At 40.8% G+C, this 20,977-nt stretch carries 19 protein-coding genes and 1 pseudogene; 19 read left to right on the top strand and 1 reads right to left on the bottom strand.

Translation table 11 applies throughout. The annotated features are described in order from the left end of the window. Nucleotides 1-244: 244 nt before the first annotated feature. Nucleotides 245-1,681, top strand: a complete 1,437-nt coding sequence (locus I6E80_RS13040; protein WP_197185705.1) for a sigma-54-dependent Fis family transcriptional regulator — start codon at nucleotides 245-247, stop codon at nucleotides 1,679-1,681. A gap of 290 nt (nucleotides 1,682-1,971) precedes the next feature. On the opposite strand, the gene I6E80_RS13035 is transcribed toward I6E80_RS13040, so the two are convergent. Then, nucleotides 1,972-2,565 (bottom strand): DNA-3-methyladenine glycosylase I, encoded by a 594-nt coding sequence (locus I6E80_RS13035; RefSeq protein WP_197185704.1) that lies wholly within the window; start codon nucleotides 2,563-2,565, stop codon nucleotides 1,972-1,974. Between the two features lie 132 nt (nucleotides 2,566-2,697). On the opposite strand from I6E80_RS13035, the gene I6E80_RS13030 reads away from it, so the two are divergent. The 18 genes and pseudogenes from I6E80_RS13030 (at nucleotide 2,698) to flhA (ending at nucleotide 20,976) form a co-directional block, all read left to right on the top strand. After that, complete coding sequence (locus I6E80_RS13030) at nucleotides 2,698-3,810, top strand: PAS domain-containing sensor histidine kinase (protein WP_007581877.1); 1,113 nt, start codon at nucleotides 2,698-2,700, stop codon at nucleotides 3,808-3,810. Continuing rightward, complete coding sequence (locus tag I6E80_RS13025) at nucleotides 3,807-5,273, top strand: sigma-54 dependent transcriptional regulator (RefSeq protein ID WP_197185703.1); 1,467 nt, start codon at nucleotides 3,807-3,809, stop codon at nucleotides 5,271-5,273. The genes I6E80_RS13030 and I6E80_RS13025 overlap by 4 nt, the downstream gene beginning before the upstream one ends. A gap of 156 nt (nucleotides 5,274-5,429) precedes the next feature. After that, nucleotides 5,430-5,762, top strand: a complete 333-nt coding sequence (gene fliE / locus I6E80_RS13020) for a flagellar hook-basal body complex protein FliE (protein WP_008168784.1) — start codon at nucleotides 5,430-5,432, stop codon at nucleotides 5,760-5,762. Between the two features lie 20 nt (nucleotides 5,763-5,782). After that, complete coding sequence (fliF, locus tag I6E80_RS13015; RefSeq protein ID WP_197185702.1) at nucleotides 5,783-7,498, top strand: flagellar basal-body MS-ring/collar protein FliF; 1,716 nt, start codon at nucleotides 5,783-5,785, stop codon at nucleotides 7,496-7,498. Further along, nucleotides 7,491-8,531: a flagellar motor switch protein FliG gene (fliG, locus tag I6E80_RS13010; protein ID WP_007581881.1), complete on the top strand. Its 1,041-nt coding sequence runs from the start codon at nucleotides 7,491-7,493 to the stop codon at nucleotides 8,529-8,531. Before fliF ends, fliG begins: the two co-directional genes overlap by 8 nt. A 3-nt stretch (nucleotides 8,532-8,534) precedes the next feature. Continuing rightward, nucleotides 8,535-9,341, top strand: a complete 807-nt coding sequence (fliH, locus tag I6E80_RS13005) for a flagellar assembly protein FliH (protein WP_197185701.1) — start codon at nucleotides 8,535-8,537, stop codon at nucleotides 9,339-9,341. A gap of 18 nt (nucleotides 9,342-9,359) precedes the next feature. Then, the gene (gene fliI, locus I6E80_RS13000; RefSeq protein WP_002959338.1) at nucleotides 9,360-10,694 is read left to right on the top strand and encodes a flagellar protein export ATPase FliI; all 1,335 of its coding nucleotides are present in this window, start codon (nucleotides 9,360-9,362) and stop codon (nucleotides 10,692-10,694) included. Next, entirely contained in the window at nucleotides 10,694-11,140 is a 447-nt protein-coding gene (gene fliJ, locus I6E80_RS12995; RefSeq protein ID WP_010553907.1) for a flagellar export protein FliJ, read from the top strand. Before fliI ends, fliJ begins: the two co-directional genes overlap by 1 nt. An 89-nt stretch (nucleotides 11,141-11,229) precedes the next feature. Continuing rightward, nucleotides 11,230-13,326, top strand: coding sequence for a flagellar hook-length control protein FliK (locus I6E80_RS12990; RefSeq protein WP_197185700.1), 2,097 nt, complete (start codon nucleotides 11,230-11,232; stop codon nucleotides 13,324-13,326). A 57-nt stretch (nucleotides 13,327-13,383) separates the two neighbouring features. Further along, a complete protein-coding gene (gene fliL, locus I6E80_RS12985) occupies nucleotides 13,384-13,914 on the top strand; it encodes a flagellar basal body-associated protein FliL (RefSeq protein WP_024599213.1) in 531 nt (176 codons plus the stop codon). A gap of 9 nt (nucleotides 13,915-13,923) precedes the next feature. Beyond that, complete coding sequence (gene fliM, locus I6E80_RS12980; protein ID WP_024599212.1) at nucleotides 13,924-15,015, top strand: flagellar motor switch protein FliM; 1,092 nt, start codon at nucleotides 13,924-13,926, stop codon at nucleotides 15,013-15,015. A gap of 20 nt (nucleotides 15,016-15,035) precedes the next feature. Beyond that, a complete protein-coding gene (gene fliN / locus I6E80_RS12975; RefSeq protein ID WP_024599211.1) occupies nucleotides 15,036-15,434 on the top strand; it encodes a flagellar motor switch protein FliN in 399 nt (132 codons plus the stop codon). Further along, nucleotides 15,431-15,815: pseudogene (gene fliO, locus I6E80_RS12970) on the top strand (flagellar biosynthetic protein FliO). Before fliN ends, fliO begins: the two are co-directional and overlap by 4 nt. Nucleotides 15,816-15,819: 4 nt before the next feature. Then, nucleotides 15,820-16,560: a flagellar type III secretion system pore protein FliP gene (gene fliP / locus I6E80_RS12965; protein ID WP_076923505.1), complete on the top strand. Its 741-nt coding sequence runs from the start codon at nucleotides 15,820-15,822 to the stop codon at nucleotides 16,558-16,560. 40 nt (nucleotides 16,561-16,600) lie between these two features. Then, entirely contained in the window at nucleotides 16,601-16,870 is a 270-nt protein-coding gene (gene fliQ, locus I6E80_RS12960) for a flagellar biosynthesis protein FliQ (protein ID WP_002959325.1), read from the top strand. A 2-nt stretch (nucleotides 16,871-16,872) separates the two neighbouring features. After that, nucleotides 16,873-17,652: a flagellar biosynthetic protein FliR gene (gene fliR / locus I6E80_RS12955; protein ID WP_007585805.1), complete on the top strand. Its 780-nt coding sequence runs from the start codon at nucleotides 16,873-16,875 to the stop codon at nucleotides 17,650-17,652. Nucleotides 17,653-17,661: 9 nt separating this feature from the next. After that, entirely contained in the window at nucleotides 17,662-18,792 is a 1,131-nt protein-coding gene (gene flhB / locus I6E80_RS12950) for a flagellar biosynthesis protein FlhB (RefSeq protein ID WP_010553902.1), read from the top strand. 72 nt (nucleotides 18,793-18,864) lie between these two features. Further along, on the top strand, nucleotides 18,865-20,976 hold the full coding sequence (flhA, locus tag I6E80_RS12945; protein ID WP_197185698.1) for a flagellar biosynthesis protein FlhA: 2,112 nt from the start codon (nucleotides 18,865-18,867) through the stop codon (nucleotides 20,974-20,976). The last annotated feature ends 1 nt before the right edge of the window (nucleotide 20,977 follow it).

Raw genomic sequence — 20,977 nt, 5'->3', positions numbered from 1 at the left:
TTACTAACAATAGCATTTTTATAGCCGAGTAAATTAATTTTTAGAGCTAAGTTATAGCTAGGTAATAAATAAGTTAAAACTATAACCCATACTTAATGATTAACTATTAAGTATGGTTAACTTAACTAGCCCGTCTGTTTTTTGGCGTTTATGTCAAAAAACTGCCGCTATCACTTGCATCCATGCTGAACTGGCTTACAATTTAACTAATTATACAAATTAGTGAAAGTACGGCTCGCTAAATATGATCTTGATTTTAGATAATAATAACAACCGCGCAATAGGATTAAATGCTTCACTTGGCTTTATTGGTGAAGCTGTCCAACTATTAAGCGAAGACTGCTTTGAACAAGAATGCAAAAAATATCAGCAGCAAGAATGCATGATTATTTTAGGCGCGTTGCAATCACTTGACCACGAAAGCTTAATTAAACGCTATCCAACCCTACCGTTTTTATTAATTGGCGAAACGCTAAAACCACTATTAAGTATAGCTAATGTAGTGGGGCTTATTTGCGAGCCGTTTAATCACGAAGTAACCACTCAGTTACTTCACGATTGCCAGCAGTATCAGCGTATGCTGCCTAATGAGCATAAGCATACTAAACCGCATAAAACCTTTGACGGGCTAGTTGGTGAAACAGAGGCCGTAAAAGATGTTCGCTTTTTAATTGAACAAGTGGCAAAAACCGACGCTAATGTTTTAATTTTAGGCGAATCAGGCACAGGTAAAGAAGTGGTTGCCCGTAATGTACACTTGCTTTCAAAGCGTATTAATGGACCGTTTGTACCTGTTAACTGTGGTGCTATTCCGGCAGAGCTGCTCGAAAGTGAACTATTTGGCCACGAAAAAGGCGCGTTTACTGGTGCTATATCGGCTCGTAAAGGGCGCTTTGAACTAGCTCAAGGCGGGACACTATTTTTAGATGAAATAGGCGATATGCCACTGCAAATGCAAGTTAAGTTGCTGCGAGTATTGCAAGAACGCAGCTACGAGCGTGTTGGTGGTACAAAGGCTATTCAGGCTGATGTACGCGTTATTGCGGCCACGCATCGTAACCTAGAAACAATGATTGAAGAGGGCAGTTTTAGGGAAGATTTATATTACCGCTTAAATGTATTTCCTATCGAAAACCCATCGCTAAGTGAGCGAGCTGATGATATTCCGCTGCTTTTAAAAGAGCTAATGCGCCGTGTTAACGACCAAACAGGTTCTACTGCTAAGTTTACAGAACGCGCAGTTGAGAGTTTAAAAGAACATGCTTGGCCTGGTAATATTCGTGAGCTTGCTAACTTAGTGGAGCGTATGGTTATTATGTTTCCTGAAAAAGTGGTCGATATTCCCGATTTACCTAATAAATATCGTTACATTGAAGTTGAAGCCTACGAGCCAGAATACCCCGAAGAGTTAATGGAAAAAGATGCCTTTAACGACATATTTAGTACAGGCTTTAGTGATTACGAAACTGAGCCAGACGCTGAGTTTAGCCAAACGGGTAGTGGGCTATTGCCTGATGATGGTATTGAACTTAAAGATTATTTAGCAGAGCTTGAAATTAGCTTAATAACCCAAGCTCTAGAGCGCTATGATTACGTTGTAGCTCGCGCTGCAGAAATATTAGGTGTACGCAGAACCACACTCGTTGAGAAAATGAAAAAGTATAATCTTTCACGGGATTAAGGTTTAAAAGCAGCTGTCAGTGTTTAGTTATAAATTGGCCAAACACAGTAGATAAATAACCCCTCGTTTTGTAGGTGCGGTTTTATACCGCACTTTACTTAAAAAATATTAGCAAGAGCGCGAAGTAAATTCGCACCTACACGGTTTTTACTTTTGTTGTAGACGCTAGACTTGCTCGCGTGAAAAACGAGGATAAATGAGAAGCCATGGTCAACTTACGCGTTACTTCTCTAAAGCGCAGCGTCTCTTAACCTCTTTGTGAACAAATCACTTTTATGGTTATAAATCTCTTACTCACTAAAAGTCTTAATAATTTCTTCTTTTCTAAAACAATCATTACTGTGATCGTTAACCATACCGCAGGCCTGCATATGAGCGTAAACCGTTGTAGGACCTAAAAACTTAAAACCCCGTTTTTTTAAATCTTTCGCAAATGCGGTTGATGCCTCTGTAATTGCTGGGTAGTCTTCAATGTTATTTAAATTACTTATAATCGGCTTATTACCCACAAACTGCCATTGGTAGTTACTAAAACCTCCAAATTCATTTTGTATTTCTATAAAGCGCTTTGCGTTGTTAACAGTTGCCGAAATTTTTAAGCGATTGCGCACAATACCCTCATCAAGCATTAGTCTCTCAACGTCATCTTGTGTGAATTGTGATACTTTTTTTACATCAAAATTAGCAAATGCTTTTTTATAACCGCTGCGCTTTTTTAAAATTGTGTACCAGCTTAAGCCGGCTTGCGCGGATTCAAGTGTGATAAATTCAAACAGCTTTGTATCATCATAAAGGGGGACGCCCCATTCTTCATCATGGTAAATAACGTAGTCGGGTTTAGTGGTGTCGAGCCACGGGCAACGGCACTTTATTTGCTCACTCATTATTATTCCTTTTTGCGTGCGTCATTTTTATGTCGCTCAAATTGTTGATGTAACTTAATGATAAGTATGCAAATAAATTTTGGTATAAATCGTGCATTTAGACATATATCTACATCAATTCGAGATTTGATTATGGCCCTTGCTAGCGTGCTAAAACCACAGTTTTTTTCTGCAAATCAGTATAACCCATGTTTACTTCAAGAGGAGTACATTGGTGAATTAAGCGATCTGCGCAAGCAAGCAAGTTGGCTTTCGCATTTGGTTGATACAATGCCAGCAGGCGTGGTTGTACTTGATGGCAAAGGGTTGATTGCAAAAGCGAATCAAATAGCGATTGATATGCTTGGCGAGCCACTTGAAGGCGAACGCTGGTTTAATGTTATTCAGCGCTCTTTTAGGCCACATCAAGATGATGGTCACGAAGTGTCTTTAAAAGACGGGCGCCTAATAAAGCTTGATATTACTGCTTTAGCACCAGAGCCTGGGCAACTTATTTTAATGACGGATTTAACCGAAACCCGCCGCTTACAAAAACGTGTTGCACATATGCAGCGATTAAGCGCGCTGGGTAAAATGGTTGCGTCATTAGCGCATCAAGTCCGTACACCGCTCTCAGCCGCTATGCTTTACGCTGCTAATTTAGGGTCTAAGCGCTTACCCGAAGCTTCTCGCGATAACTTTCAAACAAAGTTAATGTCGCGTTTAAAAGATTTAGAAACTCAAGTAAACGACATGCTGTTATTTGCTAAAAGTGGCGATCAGCAAGTTGTTGAGCAAGTTTCAATGCAGCAGCTTTTAACAGAAGTTAAAGCAGGTGCTGATGCGATGGTCGCACTTAATGAAAGTGAACTGGATGTAAGCTTACCAGAACCCGATATACAGATAGTTGGTAATAAAACGGCATTGGCCAGTGCTATTCAAAATCTAGTGCACAATAGTATTCAAGTTATTGGCGGCGGCGCAAAAGTAAAAATAAGTGCACAAAGAGATTTAAAAGATTTAGATATGGTTCGTATTAGTGTGAGCGACAATGGCCCAGGTGTTGATTTAAGCCAAAGCGATAAAATTTTTGAACCATTTTTTACTACAAAAAGTCAGGGCACAGGTTTAGGGCTTGCTGTAGTGAGTTCGGTGGCTAGTGCGCACCAAGGTCGTGTTGATGTGACCAATAATACGCAGGGTGGTGCCTGCTTTAGTTTGTTACTGCCTATTAAGGCAACATCTAAACTAGAGGGATCATTATGAGTAACACTATTTTAGTTGTCGAAGATGACGCAGGGCTTCGTGAAGCCTTAATAGATACCCTTGAAATGTCGGGTATTGAATGTGTTGCAGCCAACAGTGCTGAGCAAGCAATGTTACTGCTTAAAAAAGATCAATTTTCGCTTGTTGTAAGCGACGTGCAAATGGGCGCAATGAGTGGACTTGATTTACTACGCAGTATTAAATTAAACCACCCTGACTTACCTGTATTGATGATGACGGCGTACGCCACAATTGACGATGCGGTAGAAGCCATGCGTCTAGGTGCAATTGACTACATGGCTAAACCATTTGCACCTGAAGTGCTGTTAAATATGGTGAGCCGTTATTTGCCTGAAAAAGCAAAAGAAACCGACGGACCTATTGTTGCTGACCCAACTAGTATTCAATTATTGGAGCTTGCGAGTAAAGTAGCACGCTCTGATGCAAGTGTAATGGTACTTGGCCCAAGTGGTTCAGGTAAGGAAGTACTTGCTCGCTATATTCATGATAAGTCGAGCCGCTGTAATGAGCCATTTGTGGCGATTAACTGCGCGGCTATTCCTGAAAATATGCTCGAAGCCACTTTATTTGGTTACGAAAAAGGGGCTTTTACAGGCGCGATTCAAGCATGTCCGGGTAAGTTTGAGCAAGCACAAGGCGGGACTATTTTACTTGATGAAATTACAGAGATGGACTTAGGGCTACAAGCAAAGCTGTTACGCGTACTGCAAGAGCGTGAAGTAGAGCGTTTAGGGGGTCGTAAAACAATCCAGCTCGATGTACGTATTTTGGCAACCAGTAATCGTGATTTAAAAGAAGCCGTGTCTGAAAACCAATTTAGAGAAGATCTATATTACAGGCTTAATGTTTTTCCACTAATGTGGCGACCATTGTGCCAACGCCCTGGCGATATTATTGTATTGGCTAAGCATTTAATTGAGCGCCATATCAGTAAAAGTAAAGAGCCCATGGCGTATTTAGATAAAGCTGCCGAGCAAAAGTTACTGGCCCACGCGTGGCCTGGAAATGTGCGCGAGCTTGATAACGTTATACAGCGTGCGCTTATACTGCGAAGTGGCGATACAATAAACGAGCATGCTATTTATATTGAAAACTTAGCGCCTAATAACTTTGTTATGGAGCCTTCATTGGCACCGGCGCAAACAGTATCGCCAACAGAATTAGCTCACGTAAATAAAGGCGTTGATAAAAGCACGCTAAGCTCGGCATACTACGATGAAAAAGCATCTGTTGAGGCTGAACCTAAGCAGGGCTTGCTAGCGGCAGATACCGGTAGCTATAAAGATGAGCTTAAAGACAAAGAGCATCGCATTATTTTAGAAACCCTTGCACGTTGCCAAGGTAAGCGTAAAGACGTTGCCGAAACGTTGGGCATAAGCCCACGAACTTTACGTTATAAACTAGCGCAAATGCGCGATTTAGGTATTTCACTTCCTGCATAACCTCCTATAAACCCTAAGTTTGCGCTGCGAACTTAGGGTTGTCAAAACTCTGACTCACATAATTTAAAGTTAACTGTATGTATTTTAACAATTAATTATTTGGCATGTTTTGTGCTTTATTACTTGTAAGAGTTCACTGCGTGTCAGAGATAAATTATGAAAATTCAAAACAGTGCTGTATTTCAAGAAATGCAATCAATGGCTTTAGAAGCCGGCCGTAATAATCAGATAAATAAATTGCCGACTCAAGTTCAGCCTACTTCTACTTCCCAGTTTGGCGACATGCTTAGTGATGCACTAAATACAGTGCACGGTTTACAGCAAGATGCAGGTCAAAAAGTAAAAGCGGTTGAAATGGGTGATCGAAGTGTATCGCTTGCTGAGGCGATGATTGCTTCTCAAAAATCGTCAGTTGCTTTTGAGGCTACAGTACAGGTTCGTAATAAACTTGTTGAAGCTTATAAAGAAATCATGAACATGCCTGTTTAATTAGGTAGTGGAGAATTATTGTGGCGCAATCTAACCAATCTACAGACCTAGCACTTGCTGGCGGCGGTATCGACCAAAGTGGTGGTGATGATCAACAAGAACAAAAGTCAGGCTACTTAAGTGCTTTAAGTGGTGTTGATGTATTGCGCCAAGTAACACTGGTAATAGCATTAGCGATTTGTTTGGCTATCGCGATTTTCATTATTATTTGGGCTCGTCAGCCAGATATGCGCCCGTTAGGCAAAATGCAAACTGAAGAGCTTATTCAAACATTAGACTTTTTAGATGCACAAAAAATTGAATATCAACTCGATGGCAATGTTGTATCGGTTGATGAAAGTGAATACAAAAACATTAAGCTACTAATGACCCGTGAAGGGTTAGAGCAAGGTCCAGCATCAGGCTCTGACATTATTATGCAAGATATGGGCTTTGGTGTAAGCCAACGCTTGGAGCGTGAGCGCCTTAAACATGGTCGTGAACAGCAATTAGCACGCACAATTGAAGAGCTTAACAACATTACTCGCGCCAAAGTATTGTTAGCCATTCCTAAAGAAAACGTATTTGCCCGCAGAGAGAAAAAACCATCAGCTACCGTTGTATTAACACTTAAACGTGGGCGCTCACTTGACCGTGAAGAAGTAGACTCTGTTGTTGATATGATTGCCTCAGCAGTACAAGGCTTAGAACCTGCACGTGTTACAGTTACCGATCAAAATGGTCGATTATTAAATTCAGGTTCGCAAAGCTCATTAGCAGCACGCTCTCGCAAAGAATACGATTTAGAGCGTAAGCGCGAACAAGAGTACCTTGAAAAAATAGACAGTATTTTAATACCGGTTGTTGGGCTTGCAAACTATACAGCTCAAGTTGATTTGAGTATGGACTTTAGCTCGATTGAGGAAACTCAAAAGCGTTATAACCCAGACTTACCAGCGGTTAGAAGCGAAACCACATTTGAAGAAAATAACATTGGCGGCCTAGCTGTTGGTATTCCAGGTGCGCTTACAAATCAGCCACCGCTAAATTCAAATATTCCTGAGGTTGCGGGGCAAGGTGGTGCAGGCACTGCTACTTCTCCAACACGCAGCCACAAAGAAGCTACACGTAATTATGAACTCGATACAACCATTTCGCACAAGCGCCAGCAAAGTGGTGTTATACGCAGAATAAGCGTATCAGTTGCTGTTGACTATATTCCTAAAGTGGGAGAAAACGGCGAAACAACCATGGCTCCACGCTCGGTTGAAGCATTGTCAAATATTCGTCGCTTACTACAAGGCGGTGTGGGCTTTGATATGCAACGTGGTGATGCACTTGAAGTAGTAACAGTGCCGTTTGTACGTGAAGCAACAGATTTAGCTATAGAAGTGCCACTGTGGGAACAAGACTGGTTTATGAAAATAGCCCGCCTTGTATTGGGCGCCTTAGTTATCATTGTATTAATAATGGCAGTGGTAAAACCAATGCTTAAACGCTTGATTTACCCAGACGATACACTAGAAGAATACGACGAAGATGCACTAAGCTCAGGCGTAGATATTGGCGACAATACTCTTGATATGCTAAATAAAGACTTTGATTCTGCTTCGGTTGGTTTCTCAAGTGATGGTACACTGCAGTTACCGGATTTACATGGCGACGAAGATCTACTTAAAGCAATTCGTGCCCTTGTAGCTAACGAACCAGAACTATCATCACAAGTAGTGAAAGCGTGGTTAACAGAAGATGACTGATCAAGAACAAAAACAACTCCCGCCAGCCTTTGATGTTGATAAGCTCGATGGGGTAGATAAAGCCGCTATATTACTTTTGAGTTTATCAGAAGAAGATGCCGCGCAAATCCTTAAACACTTAGAACCTAAACAGGTGCAAAAAGTGGGTATGGCGATGGCTGGGTTACAGGATTTATCTCAAGCTAAAATAAGCGCTGTACACAACTTGTTTATAGAACAAATTCAAAGTTTTAGTACCATTGGTTTTCAGTCAGAAGACTTTATTAAAAAAGCGCTTACAGCCGCTCTTGGTGAAGACAAAGCTGCTAGCCTTATTGACCAAATTGTTATGGGCTCAGGCGCTAAAGGCCTGGATTCATTAAAATGGATGGACTCTAAGCAAGTAGCGAATATTATACGTAATGAGCATCCACAAATTCAAACCATTGTATTATCGTATTTAGAACCAGAACAGTCAGCTGAGATTATTGCTCAGTTCCCTGAAAAAGTACGCTTAGATTTAACCATGCGTATTGCAAACCTCGAAGAAGTTCAGCCAGCAGCACTGCAAGAGCTAAACGAAATCATGGAAAAACAATTTGCCGGTCAAGCTGGTGCGCAAGCGGCTAAAATGGGCGGCTTAAAAGCTGCTGCAGATATTATGAACTACCTAGATACTAACGTAGAAGGGCAGTTAATGGATTCTATTCGTGAACATGACGAAGAGATGTCGCAGCAAATTCAAGACTTAATGTTTGTGTTTGAAAACTTAATGGATGTTGAAGACCGTGGTATTCAAGCAATCCTACGAGAAGTACAACAAGACGTATTAATGAAAGCAATTAAGGGCACCGACGATGCCCTTAAAGATAAAATACTGGGCAATATGTCTAAACGTGCAGCCGAAATGCTTGCTGATGATTTAGAAGCAATGGCACCGGTGCGTATAAGTGAAGTAGAAGCGGCGCAAAAAGAGATTTTATCAACAGCGCGTCGTTTATCTGACTCAGGTGAAATTCAGCTGGGCGGCGGCGGTGGCGAGGAGTTCCTGTAAACCATGAGCAAACTCAAAGGGCGCACACTTCACGCTGATGAAGCAGATGAACTATTAAAAAACTGGGCTATACCGGATGTAGCACCAGATGAGAGCAGCTTTGGCAATCGCTCTACAGCTTACGGCACACCGCTTAGTGAGCTGTACAAAAAAGAATTAGCTGAAGAAATGCCAGTTGATGAGCCACAAGAACCAGAACTCCCTGCGCTTACCATGGTTGAGCTTGAACGCATTAGACAAGACGCGTACGAAGAAGGCCTCAAACAAGGTCATGAGCAAGGCTACATAGACGGCTTTGAAAAAGGCGTTGGCGAGGGTAAAGAAGCAGGTTACAAAGAAGGGTTAGGGCAAGGTAAAACACAAGGCCTTGAAGATGTAAAACCATTAATTGAAGAGCAGTTAACAAGTTTAAAAGCCATTTTAGAGGGGTTAACTGCACCGCTAGATAAAGTGGACGAACAAGCCGAGAAGCAATTAGTACAACTTGCTAGCATGTTGGCGGAAGCTGTTATTTATCAAGAAGTAAAAACATCGCCAGGTGTGATTTTACACACGTTAAAGCAAAGTATTAATTCACTTAATGCGGAGCAAGAAAAAGTACGAATCCATTTAAACCCCGAAGACTTAGAACTCATAAAAGAGAGCTACGGCGAACAAACCATTATTGATAATAACTGGCAACTAATGGCAGAACCCACTCTTGAACGCGGTGGCTGTGAAGTTAAAACAGCGCAATCGTCACTCGATATGACTCTAAAAACACGTGTCAAAGAAACGTTGGATAGTTTTTTGCATAATAGTGGTATCTAACTATTTTATTGGCGTGTTATGTCAACTCAACGTGCACCTTTAAGCGAACGCTTATCTCAATATCAACAACATATTAAAACCCCAGCGCCTGCTGTTGCAGGTATTTTAACGCGTGTTGTTGGCCTTACCCTTGAGGCTAGAGGTTTACGTGCACCCGTTGGTAGCCAATGTAAAATAGAAACCATGAACGGCTTTGTTGACGCCGAAATAGTCGGTTTTAACGACCAAACTTTGTACTTAATGCCTAACGACCATATTTCTGGTGTATTACCTGGTGCGCGTGTTATTCCTCAAGTTAATAACTTAGGTTTGCCTGTAGGGATGAGTTTATTAGGCCGCGTGGTAGATGGTTTAGGCCGGCCGCTAGATGGCCTTGGTAAAATTAATGCTGAGCATCATTTAAAGTTTGCGCAAAATACTATAAACCCGCTTTCTAGAAGACCAATCACTAAGCCTATGGATGTAGGCGTGCGTGCCATAAACTCGGTAATTACAGTAGGGCAAGGCCAGCGTATGGGCTTGTTTGCAGGCTCTGGTGTGGGTAAATCTGTACTACTGGGTATGATGACCCGAGGTAGTGAAGCCGATGTTATTGTTGTTGGCTTGGTGGGGGAGCGTGGCCGCGAAGTAAAAGAATTTATTGAAGAAATACTCGGTGTAGAAGGACGCAAACGTTCAGTTGTTGTCGCAGCACCCGCTGATTCATCACCACTTATGCGTTTAAAAGGCTGCGAGAGCGCCGTAACTATTGCAGAGTATTTTAGAGATCAGGGTTTAAACGTATTATTGTTACTCGATTCGGTAACGCGTTACGCAATGGCGCAACGTGAAATTGCACTTGCTGTAGGCGAACCGCCGGCAACCAAAGGTTATCCGCCTTCGGTGTTTGCTAAATTACCTGCACTAGTAGAACGCGCCGGTAATGGCGGAGAAGGGCAAGGTTCAATTACTGCCTTTTTTACAGTGCTTAGTGAAGGCGATGATATGCAAGACCCTATTGCTGATGCAGCGCGAGCTATATTAGATGGCCACATTGTATTATCGCGTGATTTAGCCGACAGCGGGCACTATCCCGCTATAGATATAGAAAAGTCGATTTCGCGTGTTATGCCTCAAGTTGTTTCTGAGCCGCATATGCAACAAGCCCGAGTGCTTAAGCAAGTATATTCAATGTATCAACAAAACAAAGATATGATTACTTTAGGTGCCTATCAAAAAGGGACCGATCAAATGCTCGATCAAGCCATAAATATGATGCCAAGAGTAAATGCATTTTTACAACAAGGTATGCGAGATGTCATTAGTTACGATGATGGTCTGCAAGGTCTTGCTCAGTTACTAGGACAAGCATAATGGCTAAAAATAAACTCGATTTATTGCTCAAAATTGAAAATGACAAAGAAGAAAGTTTGCGCATGAGTTACTTACAAGCCAATCAAAACTTGCAATCGAATCAACAAAAGCTACAAGGTTTAAATAATTTTAGACTTGAGTACTCTCAGCAGTTACACCTTAAGGGAAAATCGGGTTTATCTAGTGCCGGATTTGGGCAGTATCATGCCTTTATAGCTAAAATTGAAGAAGCAATTCGCCAACAAGCAAGTACGGTAAATACCGCTAAGCAAGTTGTTACTCAACGTAAAACGCTATGGCTTAAGCAGCAAATTAAAGCTAAAGCAGTCGCCAAATTAATCGAAAATCAAAAACTCAAAGCAAATGCGTTAATGGCTAAAAATGAGCAAAAAATGTTAGATGAATTTTCAGCTAATCAGTTTTTTCAACGTCGTAAAGCTTTGTAATTCAGGCACGCTAATTGCTTTATTACTTAGTGGAATTCAACTTTTGGCGGTATGCGGTGGCATATTGCCGTAATGGTATTAGGTGATTTATGGCGATGAATAACATTTCGTTTTTAGTTTCTTCTGAAAAAGACTCTTTGTTAGCCTTTAAAGACAATAGCTTAGCTAATAATGAAGGCGATTTAGGCGCGGAGTTTTCAAGCCAATTACACGAAGCGCATAATTCTATGGAGCCTTTGCTTAAAGGCAATAAAAATCCCGGTGCCGAAAATTCGATTGCTATTCCAAAGCATAAACAGCCAGAAAAAAATGAAAACCTGAGCGTAAAGCTAGATGAAGTAGCAACGGGCGAAGTTACTTTTGTGTCTGTTGAGATGCTTGATCAGATTAATTCAGCACAAGCAATGAGCACTTCGGTCAATAAGCCTTTTGAGACAGCTGAAAATACAGATCTAGAAGCTACACAGGTAGAAAATACAGAATCAGAAAATACAGAATTAAAAAGCACATCAGGAATTGCATCAGCTAATGCAAGTGGCGAAGTATCGACTGAAGAAGCGAATGCAGCGAGTGTAGTGCAAAATCCAATTGCCACTAATGTAGACTCTAAAGCGGCTAAATTAACTGATTCAAAAAGCGATAACTTTAGCTCACTATCTTTAAATTCATTACCATTAAATGAAGGCAAGCATCGTAAAAGTGGTGTTGCTGAGGCAATTGAAGGGCCATTAAACCCTATAAGTAAAAAACCCGATGACAGCCTTGGCTCTATAGTTGATGACACTGAATTAGTTTCAATGGATATTAAGGGACAATTAGCTCAAGATAAATCCGTTGATAAAAGTGCAAAAAATATAGTGTTGCCGACACCAGTGCCTACGCCAGCTGCTCCATCTGTAGCGACACCTTCTTTAACTGAATCAGAAACGATGCAATCAAGTTCACAGACATCTGAGAGCGAAAAAGGCGCAGCAATTGACGCCTTAATAGCTAAAGATGCGAGCTTAATTAAATCTAATAATGTTATTGCTAGTTTAACGCCAGAGCAGCGCTCACAACTTAATGCGCAAGTTAAGGTGTTAGAAAATACTGATTCAATGAACGGCGCGACTAGCAGTACTACTGATCTTAAGCAAATGCTTGCGCAATTTATTACTGATAACGAAAAAGCACAGAGCACAGTAACTAAACACTCTTTTAGCACAGAAATAAATTCACTTAATACAGCTGAAAAACAAAGCTTATTAACGCAATTAAACACTTATATGAAAACAGATCAGCCTAAAGGCGAACAGTTGTCAGCGCTTAAGCAAACTGTTAATGAGTTAAAAGCTTCAATTGAAATAGGACTTGCCGACACAGCTAAATCAGACTCAAAAACGTTTGTAGCGTCAGAGACTCCTAATACAGTATATAATCCACAAAAGTTAAGCTTAAAGACATCGACAAACGAAGGGGCTGATTTAAATAAAGCCGTAACAACCTCAACTGAGGGTGATGATTTATTAAAATCACTTGAAGAATTACAAAAAGATGGCCTTAAAAAAATAACTGCAGAACAAACACCTGCACGCGTAGCACAAGTATTTACGCAAATTACAGCTGCTTTAAATACTCAGCAAACGAGCACATTAAGCCAATACGACTCATTAAATTACGAGCAGAGCTTACTTGATACCCAAATAATACAAACTCAACAATTACAAAGTACATCGCAAGTTAAGCAAGTAAGTATTGATCCTGGTGTAATGCAGGCAATTAATATTGTTAAAAGTGATGCAGCTAAATTACTGCAAGAGCGCGTTAGCTCAATGCTGAGCATTAATAACAAAGAAGCAGAAATTCGTTTAGATCCTCCCGAAATGGGTAGTATGCAAATACGTATTCGTAGCGATGCAGAACAAGCACATATAAACTTTGTAGTACAAAATCAGCAAGCCAAAGAAGCACTTGAACAATCAATGCCGCGCTTACGTGAAATGTTAGCGCAACAGGGGTTAGAGCTTGGTGAAAGCACTATTTCTTATGGGCAATCAGGTGGTGAAACTGCCGAGCACAGTGAAGGTGGAACTCAAAGTAATTTGGCTAATAATAAGTCAGTTAATGATGAAAACGACGAGCAAGCAAATAACACTGCACAAAGTTCTCGACAACAAACTTCATCATCAATAGATTACTATGCCTAAGTACTGCTATTATAATAGTTAAAACAAGCAAGTACCTTTGCGATTAAAGGAATCATGATGGCTGAAGAAGCAAGTTTAGAAATAGAAGAAACCGGTAAAAGCAAAAAGAAACTCATAATAATTATAGTGGCTGTACTACTTATAATAGGTGGTGCTGCGGGTTACTTTTTTATGTCAGGTTCGGATGCGTCAGTTGAAACCTTGGATGAAGAGACTGCAATATCAGCAGATACCCCCTCAGCTGAGCCTAGTGATTCAGCTGAGATAGGCAGTGCTTTATATGTTGCGATGCCACGCCCATTTGTATTTAATGTGCCTGGCTCAAGTCGCGACAGAATTGTGCAAATTAAAGTACAGTTATTAGTACGTGGTGAAGTAAACGAAGAAACCGCTAAAAAACATATTCCGCTAATAGAAGGGACGCTACTAAGTGTGTTTTCTACTACAACAGCCGATGAGTTAAGTACGAGTTCTGGTAAAGAAACACTTCGTTTTTCTGCACTTGAAAAGGTACAAAAAGCCTTGATGGATGTTGAAGGCAGCAAAGTAATTGAGCGGGTATTGTTTACCGGCTTTGTGATGCAATAAGGGGTTAGCGTGAGCGATTTATTATCCCAAGACGAAATTGATGCGCTATTACACGGCGTTGATGACGTTGAAGAGGAAGATATACACGAAGGTGAAGATGGCGGGGGAAGTACGCTTCAGTACGATTTTTCTTCGCAAGATCGGATCGTGCGTGGTCGTATGCCGACACTGGAAATTGTTAATGAACGCTTTGCTCGTCATATGCGAATTAGCCTATTTAACATGATGCGCCGCACCGCAGAGGTGTCTATTAATGGCGTGCAAATGATTAAATTTGGTGAGTATATCCATACTCTGTTTGTTCCAACCAGCTTAAATATGGTGCGTTTTAGACCGCTGAAAGGTACCGGCCTTATTACCATGGAAGCACGACTTGTGTTTATTTTGGTAGATAACTTTTTTGGTGGTGACGGGCGTTATCATGCAAAAATTGAAGGCCGAGAATTTACGCCTACAGAACGTCGTATTGTGCAAATGCTCCTTAAGATCATTTTCGAAGATTATAAAGAAGCATGGGCACCGGTTATGGATGTATCGTTTGAATATCTCGATTCTGAAGTAAACCCAGCTATGGCTAATATTGTAAGCCCAACCGAGGTTGTGGTTATTAGTTCTTTTCATATTGAACTCGATGGTGGCGGTGGCGATTTTCATATTGCACTTCCATATTCAATGCTTGAGCCAATTCGAGAGCTGTTAGACGCGGGTGTTCAATCTGATACTGAAGATACTGATTTACGTTGGAGCAAAGCACTTCGCGACGAAATAATGGATGTAGAGGTTGATATGTCGACTCAGTTACTTGAAGTCGATTTAACCTTAAGGCAGATTATGGAACTCAAAACTGGCGATATTATTCCGGTTGAAATGCCTGAGCATATAACCGTATTTGTTGAGGAATTACCTACATTTAGAGCCAAGATGGGCCGCTCTCGCGATAATGTTGCGCTTCAAATTAGTGAAAAAATTAAACGACCTGATTCAGTTAAATCTGAGCTGCATGTATTTACCAAAGGCGGCAAGAAAATTGACTCAGATGCAGAATTAGCAGAACTAGAAGATGATTTACACCTCTCTGACGGTGTAGACTTAGACTGGTAATTGATTAAAAGGTTAAAAGTATGAGCGATGATCAAGATACAATGGATGAATGGGCAGCAGCATTAGCAGAAGCCGAAGGTCCAGATGATAGTAGCGAAGCACATGTTGCAGAGCTTGATGAGTTAAGTGATTCAAAACACGAAATGAGTGGCGATGAAAAACGAAAACTCGACACTATTTTAGATATCCCCGTTACTATTTCAATGGAAGTAGGGCGCTCTAAAATTAATATTCGTAACTTACTGCAACTCAACCAAGGCTCTGTTGTTGAGCTTGACCGTGTCGCGGGCGAGCCGCTAGACGTACTAGTTAACGGTACTTTGATAGCTCATGGCGAAGTAGTTGTAGTAAACGACAAGTTTGGTATTCGCTTAACTGACGTGATAAGCCAAGTAGAGCGGATCAAAAAACTACGATGACCTTATTAGTTGCTTTAACTAGTTCCGTTTTTTCAAAAGCAGATGTGGCAACACCAACTGGAGATATACTCTCTATGGTGCTGTCGCTTGTAATGGTGCTGGTACTGATTATTGTGCTGGCATTTTTTGTTAAAAAGCTTAATCCAAATTTAGCTAACAGCGATGAATTTAAAGTAGTCAGAAGCCTGCCTTTGGGTTCTCGTGAGCGTTTAATGGTTGTTGAGATAGATAATGCTCAGCACTTACTTGGTGTAACTCCCCACAGTATTAATTACTTACACAAGTTAGAAACCCCATTAAGTGAAAAAGAACTGCCTGAACTCGCTAAACGATTTGGTAAACTTTTTAAACCCGCAATCAAACCAAAATAAAAAGAATTAAACCTATGACAAAGTGGCTGCTTATTATTTTTGCCATGGTGTTTGTACCAAGTGTAAGTGCAGAAGGAATTGATGCACTTACTATTACAACAAACACTGATGGCACACAAGATTACTCAGTAACGTTACAAGTTTTAGCCATTATGACGGCGCTGAGTTTTATACCGGCTGCCATAATTATGATGACCTCATTTACACGAATTATTGTTGTACTCGCTATTTTGCGCCAAGCAATTGGTTTACAGCAAACACCGTCAAACCAAGTGTTATTAGGCATGTCGCTTTTTTTAAGTATTTTTATAATGTCGCCTATTTATCAGCAGGTAAACGAGCGAGCTATAGAACCTTACTTAAATGAGCAGGTTACATCAGTAGAGGCATTAGAGCTTGCTAAAGAGCCAATGAAAGCCTTTATGCTTTCTCAAGTGCGTTTAAAAGATTTAGAAACATTTGCTAAAATTGCCGGTTATGATCAGCTAGATTCGCCACAAGATACGCCATTAATAGTATTGATACCTGCATTTGTAACCAGTGAACTGCAAACCGCATTTATAATCGGTTTTATGTTTTTTATTCCATTTTTAATCGTTGATTTAGTGGTCGCCTCGGTATTAATGGCAATGGGTATGATGATGCTTTCACCCATGATTGTGTCCTTGCCGTTTAAAATTATGTTATTTGTACTTGTAGACGGCTGGAGCTTAGTGATGGGGACTCTAGCCAAAAGCTTTGGTTTAGGAACTTAGTATGCAAAGCATTAACATGACTCAACAATAGGAGTACAACATGGAACCGGAAATTTTTGTTGATATCCTAAGTGACGCTTTATTTCTAGTTATTAAACTGGTGTCTGCAATTGTAGTCCCAGGCTTAATTATTGGTTTAGTTGTGGCTGTGTTTCAGGCCGCAACGTCAATCAATGAACAAACACTGAGCTTTTTACCTCGTTTATTAATTACTATTAGTGCGCTAATTGTTGGTGGGCATTGGCTTACTCAAGAACTAATGGACTTTTTTACTCGCCTAGTATTACTTATTCCTGAAATTGCAGGTTAAATGTGGAATATCCATTTGCTGTCGTTATTCAATGGTTGAGCGATTTTTTGTTGCCGCTGGTACGCATTAGCTCAATGATTATGATTATGGCGGGCTTAGGGGCTAAAAATGTTCCTACGCGTATAAAAATGGGTTTATCAGTTGTTGTAACTTTTGTTGTTGTCCCCGTCTTACCGCCAGCTACATTCACTAATCTATTTTCGTTTGAGATGATTTTAGTGGTTATTCAACAAATGTTGATTGGTGTTGCTATTGGTTTTGCATCTATACTTTTACTAAATACTTTTGTGTTAGCAGGGCAAATACTTGCGATGCAAACGGGTTTAGGTTTCGCTTCTGTTATTGACCCTTCTAATGGCGCGAGTGTGCCTGCTGTGGGTCAGTTTTTCCTTATTTTGGCCACCCTGCTATTTTTTGCTTTTAACGGTCATTTAATGATGATTCAAATGGTGGTGCATAGTTTTCAAGTGCTACCCATTGATGGCACATGGTGGTCTGTAGATCATTACTGGGACATAGTGACCTGGGGTGGCTGGATGTTTACGACAGCACTAGTACTCTCACTTGCACCGCTTACGGCTATGCTCGTTATTAATATGTCGTTTGGTATTATGACGCGCGCAGCACCGCAATTAAATATTTTCTCTATTGGTTTTCCGTTTACCTTGGTAGCGGGACTTATTATTATTTGGGCGACACTAGGTAACTTTGTTACTCAGTTTGAGTTTCAATGGTTAAAAATGGTTGAGCTAATGTGTACTTTAGTTGGTTGCTCACCTTAGGAGAAAGTCATGTCTGAAGACTCAGGGCAAGAAAAAACAGAAGAACCCACATCCAAAAAGCTTGAAGAATCTAAAAAGAAAGGCCAAATAGCACGCTCAAAAGAGCTAGGTACCATGTTTGTACTTATCTTTTCGGCTATATCGCTTTTGATGTATGGTCCTGAAATTGGCAAAGGTTTATACAATGTAATGGGCCGAACCCTTAGCTTAAACCGTAACGAAGCCTTTGATACCACTAAAATGTTTGCTGTATGGGGAGAGGTTGCAGATGCTTTAATGTTTCCTATGGCTATGTTTGTATTAATTATAGTTTTGGCTGCATTTATTGGGAATACGTTACTAGGTGGTTTTAATTTTAGCTGGGAAGCCGCTGCGCCTAAAGCAAGTAAAATGTCGCCAATGAAAGGCTTTAAACGTATGTTTGGCCCGCAAGCGGCTATTGAGCTTGTAAAGTCACTTTTAAAATTTGGTTTGGTTGCAAGTTTTGCTGTGTTTTTAATTAATACTTATTTTGATGAAATACTGCATTTAAGTTTAGAAAGTGCACCAGGTAATATTATTCATGCCTTAGAGATTTTAGGCTGGATGTTTTTAGGCCTTTCATGCACTTTAATTATTATTGCCGCCATCGATGCGCCATTTCAAAGTTATAACCACAACAAACAACTTAAAATGACCATGCAAGAAATTAAAGATGAGTATAAAAACTCTGAAGGTGACCCACAAATAAAAGCGCGTATTAGGCAAACACAAAGGCAAATGTCGCAAAACCGCATGATGCAAGATGTCCCTGACGCTGACGTTATTGTTACCAACCCAACTCACTACTCAGTAGCATTAAAATACGATACAGAGCGTGCAGGAGCGCCTATTGTGCTTGCTAAAGGTATTGATGAAATGGCGATGCAAATTCGAAAAGTAGCAATAGGGAATGAAGTACCTATTTTAGAATCCCCTATGTTGACCCGAGCGCTTTACCATACGGCTGAAGTAGGAGAGCAAATACCCGATCAGCTATTTACTGCTGTTGCGCAAGTTTTAGCGTATGTATTTCAGCTTAAGCGCTTTAATAAAGGGCGCGGTAAACGCCCAACTAAGCTTAATAATAAGCTCCCAATCCCCGATGCCTATAAGTATTAAATCGCTAACTTAATAACTTGGAATAGTTATTGCAAATTCTATGTAGTGTCAATTTTTTGAAATTGTAGAATTATGAGTTTTAAAGCGGTATTACAACAACTTAACAGAGACAAAAAAGACTATGCCAAAGGGGTAGGTACTCCTTTGCTTGTGCTTGCTGCCTTGGGAATGGTGATTCTACCGTTACCGCCATTTTTACTCGATATCCTTTTCTCGTTTAATATTGCTCTCGCATTAGTGGTTTTACTCGTGACCGTTTACACGATGAAGCCGGTTGAGTTTGGTATATTCCCCTCTGTATTATTAATCGCTACGATTATGCGCTTAGCGCTTAACGTTGCCAGTACTCGAGTTGTACTACTTGAAGGTCATAACGGAGGAGATTCTGCAGGTAAGGTGATTGAAGCGTTTGGCTCAGTTGTTATTGGTGGTAACTACGCTGTTGGTTTGGTCGTGTTTTTAATCCTGATCATTATTAACTTTGTGGTAATTACTAAAGGTGCAGGGCGTATATCTGAGGTATCTGCACGTTTTACCCTTGATGCAATGCCGGGTAAACAAATGGCAATTGACGCTGATTTAAACGCTGGTTTTATCAGTGCTGAACAAGCGCGTGACCGCCGAGAGGAAGTAACCCGAGAAGCCGATTTTTACGGTTCAATGGATGGTGCGAGTAAATTTGTAAAAGGCGATGCTATTGCAGGTATTGTTATATTAATCATCAACATTGTTGGTGGTTTATTTGTCGGTATGATTCAGCACAATTTGAGTTTTGGCGATGCAATGGAAGTATACACATTACTTACCATTGGTGATGGCTTAGTTGCTCAGCTCCCTTCTTTACTACTTTCAATTGGTACTGCGATTGTTGTAACACGCCAAAATGAGTCGCTCAATATGGGTGACCAATTTAAGAAGCAACTTGGTAACGAAAAATCTCTCTTCATTGCTTCAGGTATTTTGATCATCATGGGCTTAGTGCCTGGTATGCCACATTTTGCTTTTTTAAGTTTAGGTGTGTTACTTGGTTATTTAGCTTACTACACGCAGCAAAGTAAATTAAAAGCCGCTGCAGCAGAAGCTGAAGAAGCCGCCAGTGGTGGAAGCGCTGCAACGGGTATTGCCAATAAACAAGAGCAAAAAGAACTTGGCTGGGATGACGTTCAGCAGGTTGACGTAATTGGCCTAGAAGTAGGTTACAGATTAATTCCGTTGGTAGATCAATCTCAAGGTGGTGAGCTACTTAATCGTATTAAAGGTGTACGTAAAAAGCTTTCTCAAGAGCTTGGCTTTTTAGTACCACCTGTGCACATTCGCGACAATTTAGAGCTTGACCCTAATGCTTACAGAATAACGCTAATGGGTGTTTCAACAGGTGAAAGCGAACTTAAACATGGCGACGAGCTGGCGATTAATCCAGGGCAAGTATTTGGTCCAATTAAAGGCGTTGAAACTAAAGACCCTGCATTTGGCCTTGATGCAGTATGGATCAAACCAGATCAAAAAGATGAAGCTCAATCACTAGGTTACACCGTTGTAGATTCAGCCACGGTAGTTGCCACTCATATCAGCCAGTTATTAACTAACAGTGCGGCGTTACTACTAGGGCACGAAGAAGTTCAGAACCTGCTTGATATGCTTGCTAAAAGCCACCCTCGCTTAGTTGAAGGACTAGTACCAGATGTGTTGCCATTAACTGCAATTGTAAAAGTACTGCAAAATTTATTGAATGAAGGCGTTGCTATTCGCGATATGCGCTCAATTGTTCAAACCCTAGTTGAGTATGGCCCGCGTAGCCAAGACCCTGACGTATTAACGGCTGCAGTGCGTATTTCTCTGCGTAGATTAATTGTTCAAGATGCGGTTGGTATGTCATCAGAAATCCCTGTCATAACCTTGGCACCTGAGTTGGAACAGATGTTGCATCAGTCATTACAAAATGCAGGCGATGAAGGTGCCGGTATTGAGCCAGGACTTGCAGAGCGACTTCAAGTGTCATTGACACAAGCTCATCAAAATCAAGAAATGGCCGGTGAACCTTCTATATTGCTAACGTCAGGAATGTTACGCACTGTGTTATCTCGTTTTGTTAAGTACACCATTCCAGGATTGAGAGTGATGTCTTATCAAGAGGTACCAGACGAAAGACAGATCAAGATTGTTAGCTCAGTAGGCCAACAATAAG

Source organism: Pseudoalteromonas sp. NSLLW218, from assembly GCF_015864775.1.
Classification (GTDB): domain Bacteria; phylum Pseudomonadota; class Gammaproteobacteria; order Enterobacterales; family Alteromonadaceae; genus Pseudoalteromonas.
The sequence above is the reverse complement of the archived record's forward strand: the minus strand, read 5'-3'. Positions and strand labels throughout refer to the sequence as shown.

Coding starts and splice junctions, on each gene's coding strand:
- I6E80_RS13035 (WP_197185704.1), bottom strand. CDS start 2,565: ATGAGTGAGCAAATAAAGTGCCGTTGCCCGTGGCTCGACACCACTAAA.
- fliG (WP_007581881.1), top strand. CDS start 7,491: ATGACTGATCAAGAACAAAAACAACTCCCGCCAGCCTTTGATGTTGAT.
- I6E80_RS12990 (WP_197185700.1), top strand. CDS start 11,230: ATGGCGATGAATAACATTTCGTTTTTAGTTTCTTCTGAAAAAGACTCT.
- I6E80_RS13040 (WP_197185705.1), top strand. CDS start 245: ATGATCTTGATTTTAGATAATAATAACAACCGCGCAATAGGATTAAAT.
- fliN (WP_024599211.1), top strand. CDS start 15,036: ATGAGCGATGATCAAGATACAATGGATGAATGGGCAGCAGCATTAGCA.
- fliI (WP_002959338.1), top strand. CDS start 9,360: ATGTCAACTCAACGTGCACCTTTAAGCGAACGCTTATCTCAATATCAA.
- fliQ (WP_002959325.1), top strand. CDS start 16,601: ATGGAACCGGAAATTTTTGTTGATATCCTAAGTGACGCTTTATTTCTA.
- flhA (WP_197185698.1), top strand. CDS start 18,865: ATGAGTTTTAAAGCGGTATTACAACAACTTAACAGAGACAAAAAAGAC.
- fliL (WP_024599213.1), top strand. CDS start 13,384: ATGGCTGAAGAAGCAAGTTTAGAAATAGAAGAAACCGGTAAAAGCAAA.
- I6E80_RS13025 (WP_197185703.1), top strand. CDS start 3,807: ATGAGTAACACTATTTTAGTTGTCGAAGATGACGCAGGGCTTCGTGAA.
- fliJ (WP_010553907.1), top strand. CDS start 10,694: ATGGCTAAAAATAAACTCGATTTATTGCTCAAAATTGAAAATGACAAA.
- fliH (WP_197185701.1), top strand. CDS start 8,535: ATGAGCAAACTCAAAGGGCGCACACTTCACGCTGATGAAGCAGATGAA.
- I6E80_RS13030 (WP_007581877.1), top strand. CDS start 2,698: ATGGCCCTTGCTAGCGTGCTAAAACCACAGTTTTTTTCTGCAAATCAG.
- fliP (WP_076923505.1), top strand. CDS start 15,820: ATGACAAAGTGGCTGCTTATTATTTTTGCCATGGTGTTTGTACCAAGT.
- fliE (WP_008168784.1), top strand. CDS start 5,430: ATGAAAATTCAAAACAGTGCTGTATTTCAAGAAATGCAATCAATGGCT.
- flhB (WP_010553902.1), top strand. CDS start 17,662: ATGTCTGAAGACTCAGGGCAAGAAAAAACAGAAGAACCCACATCCAAA.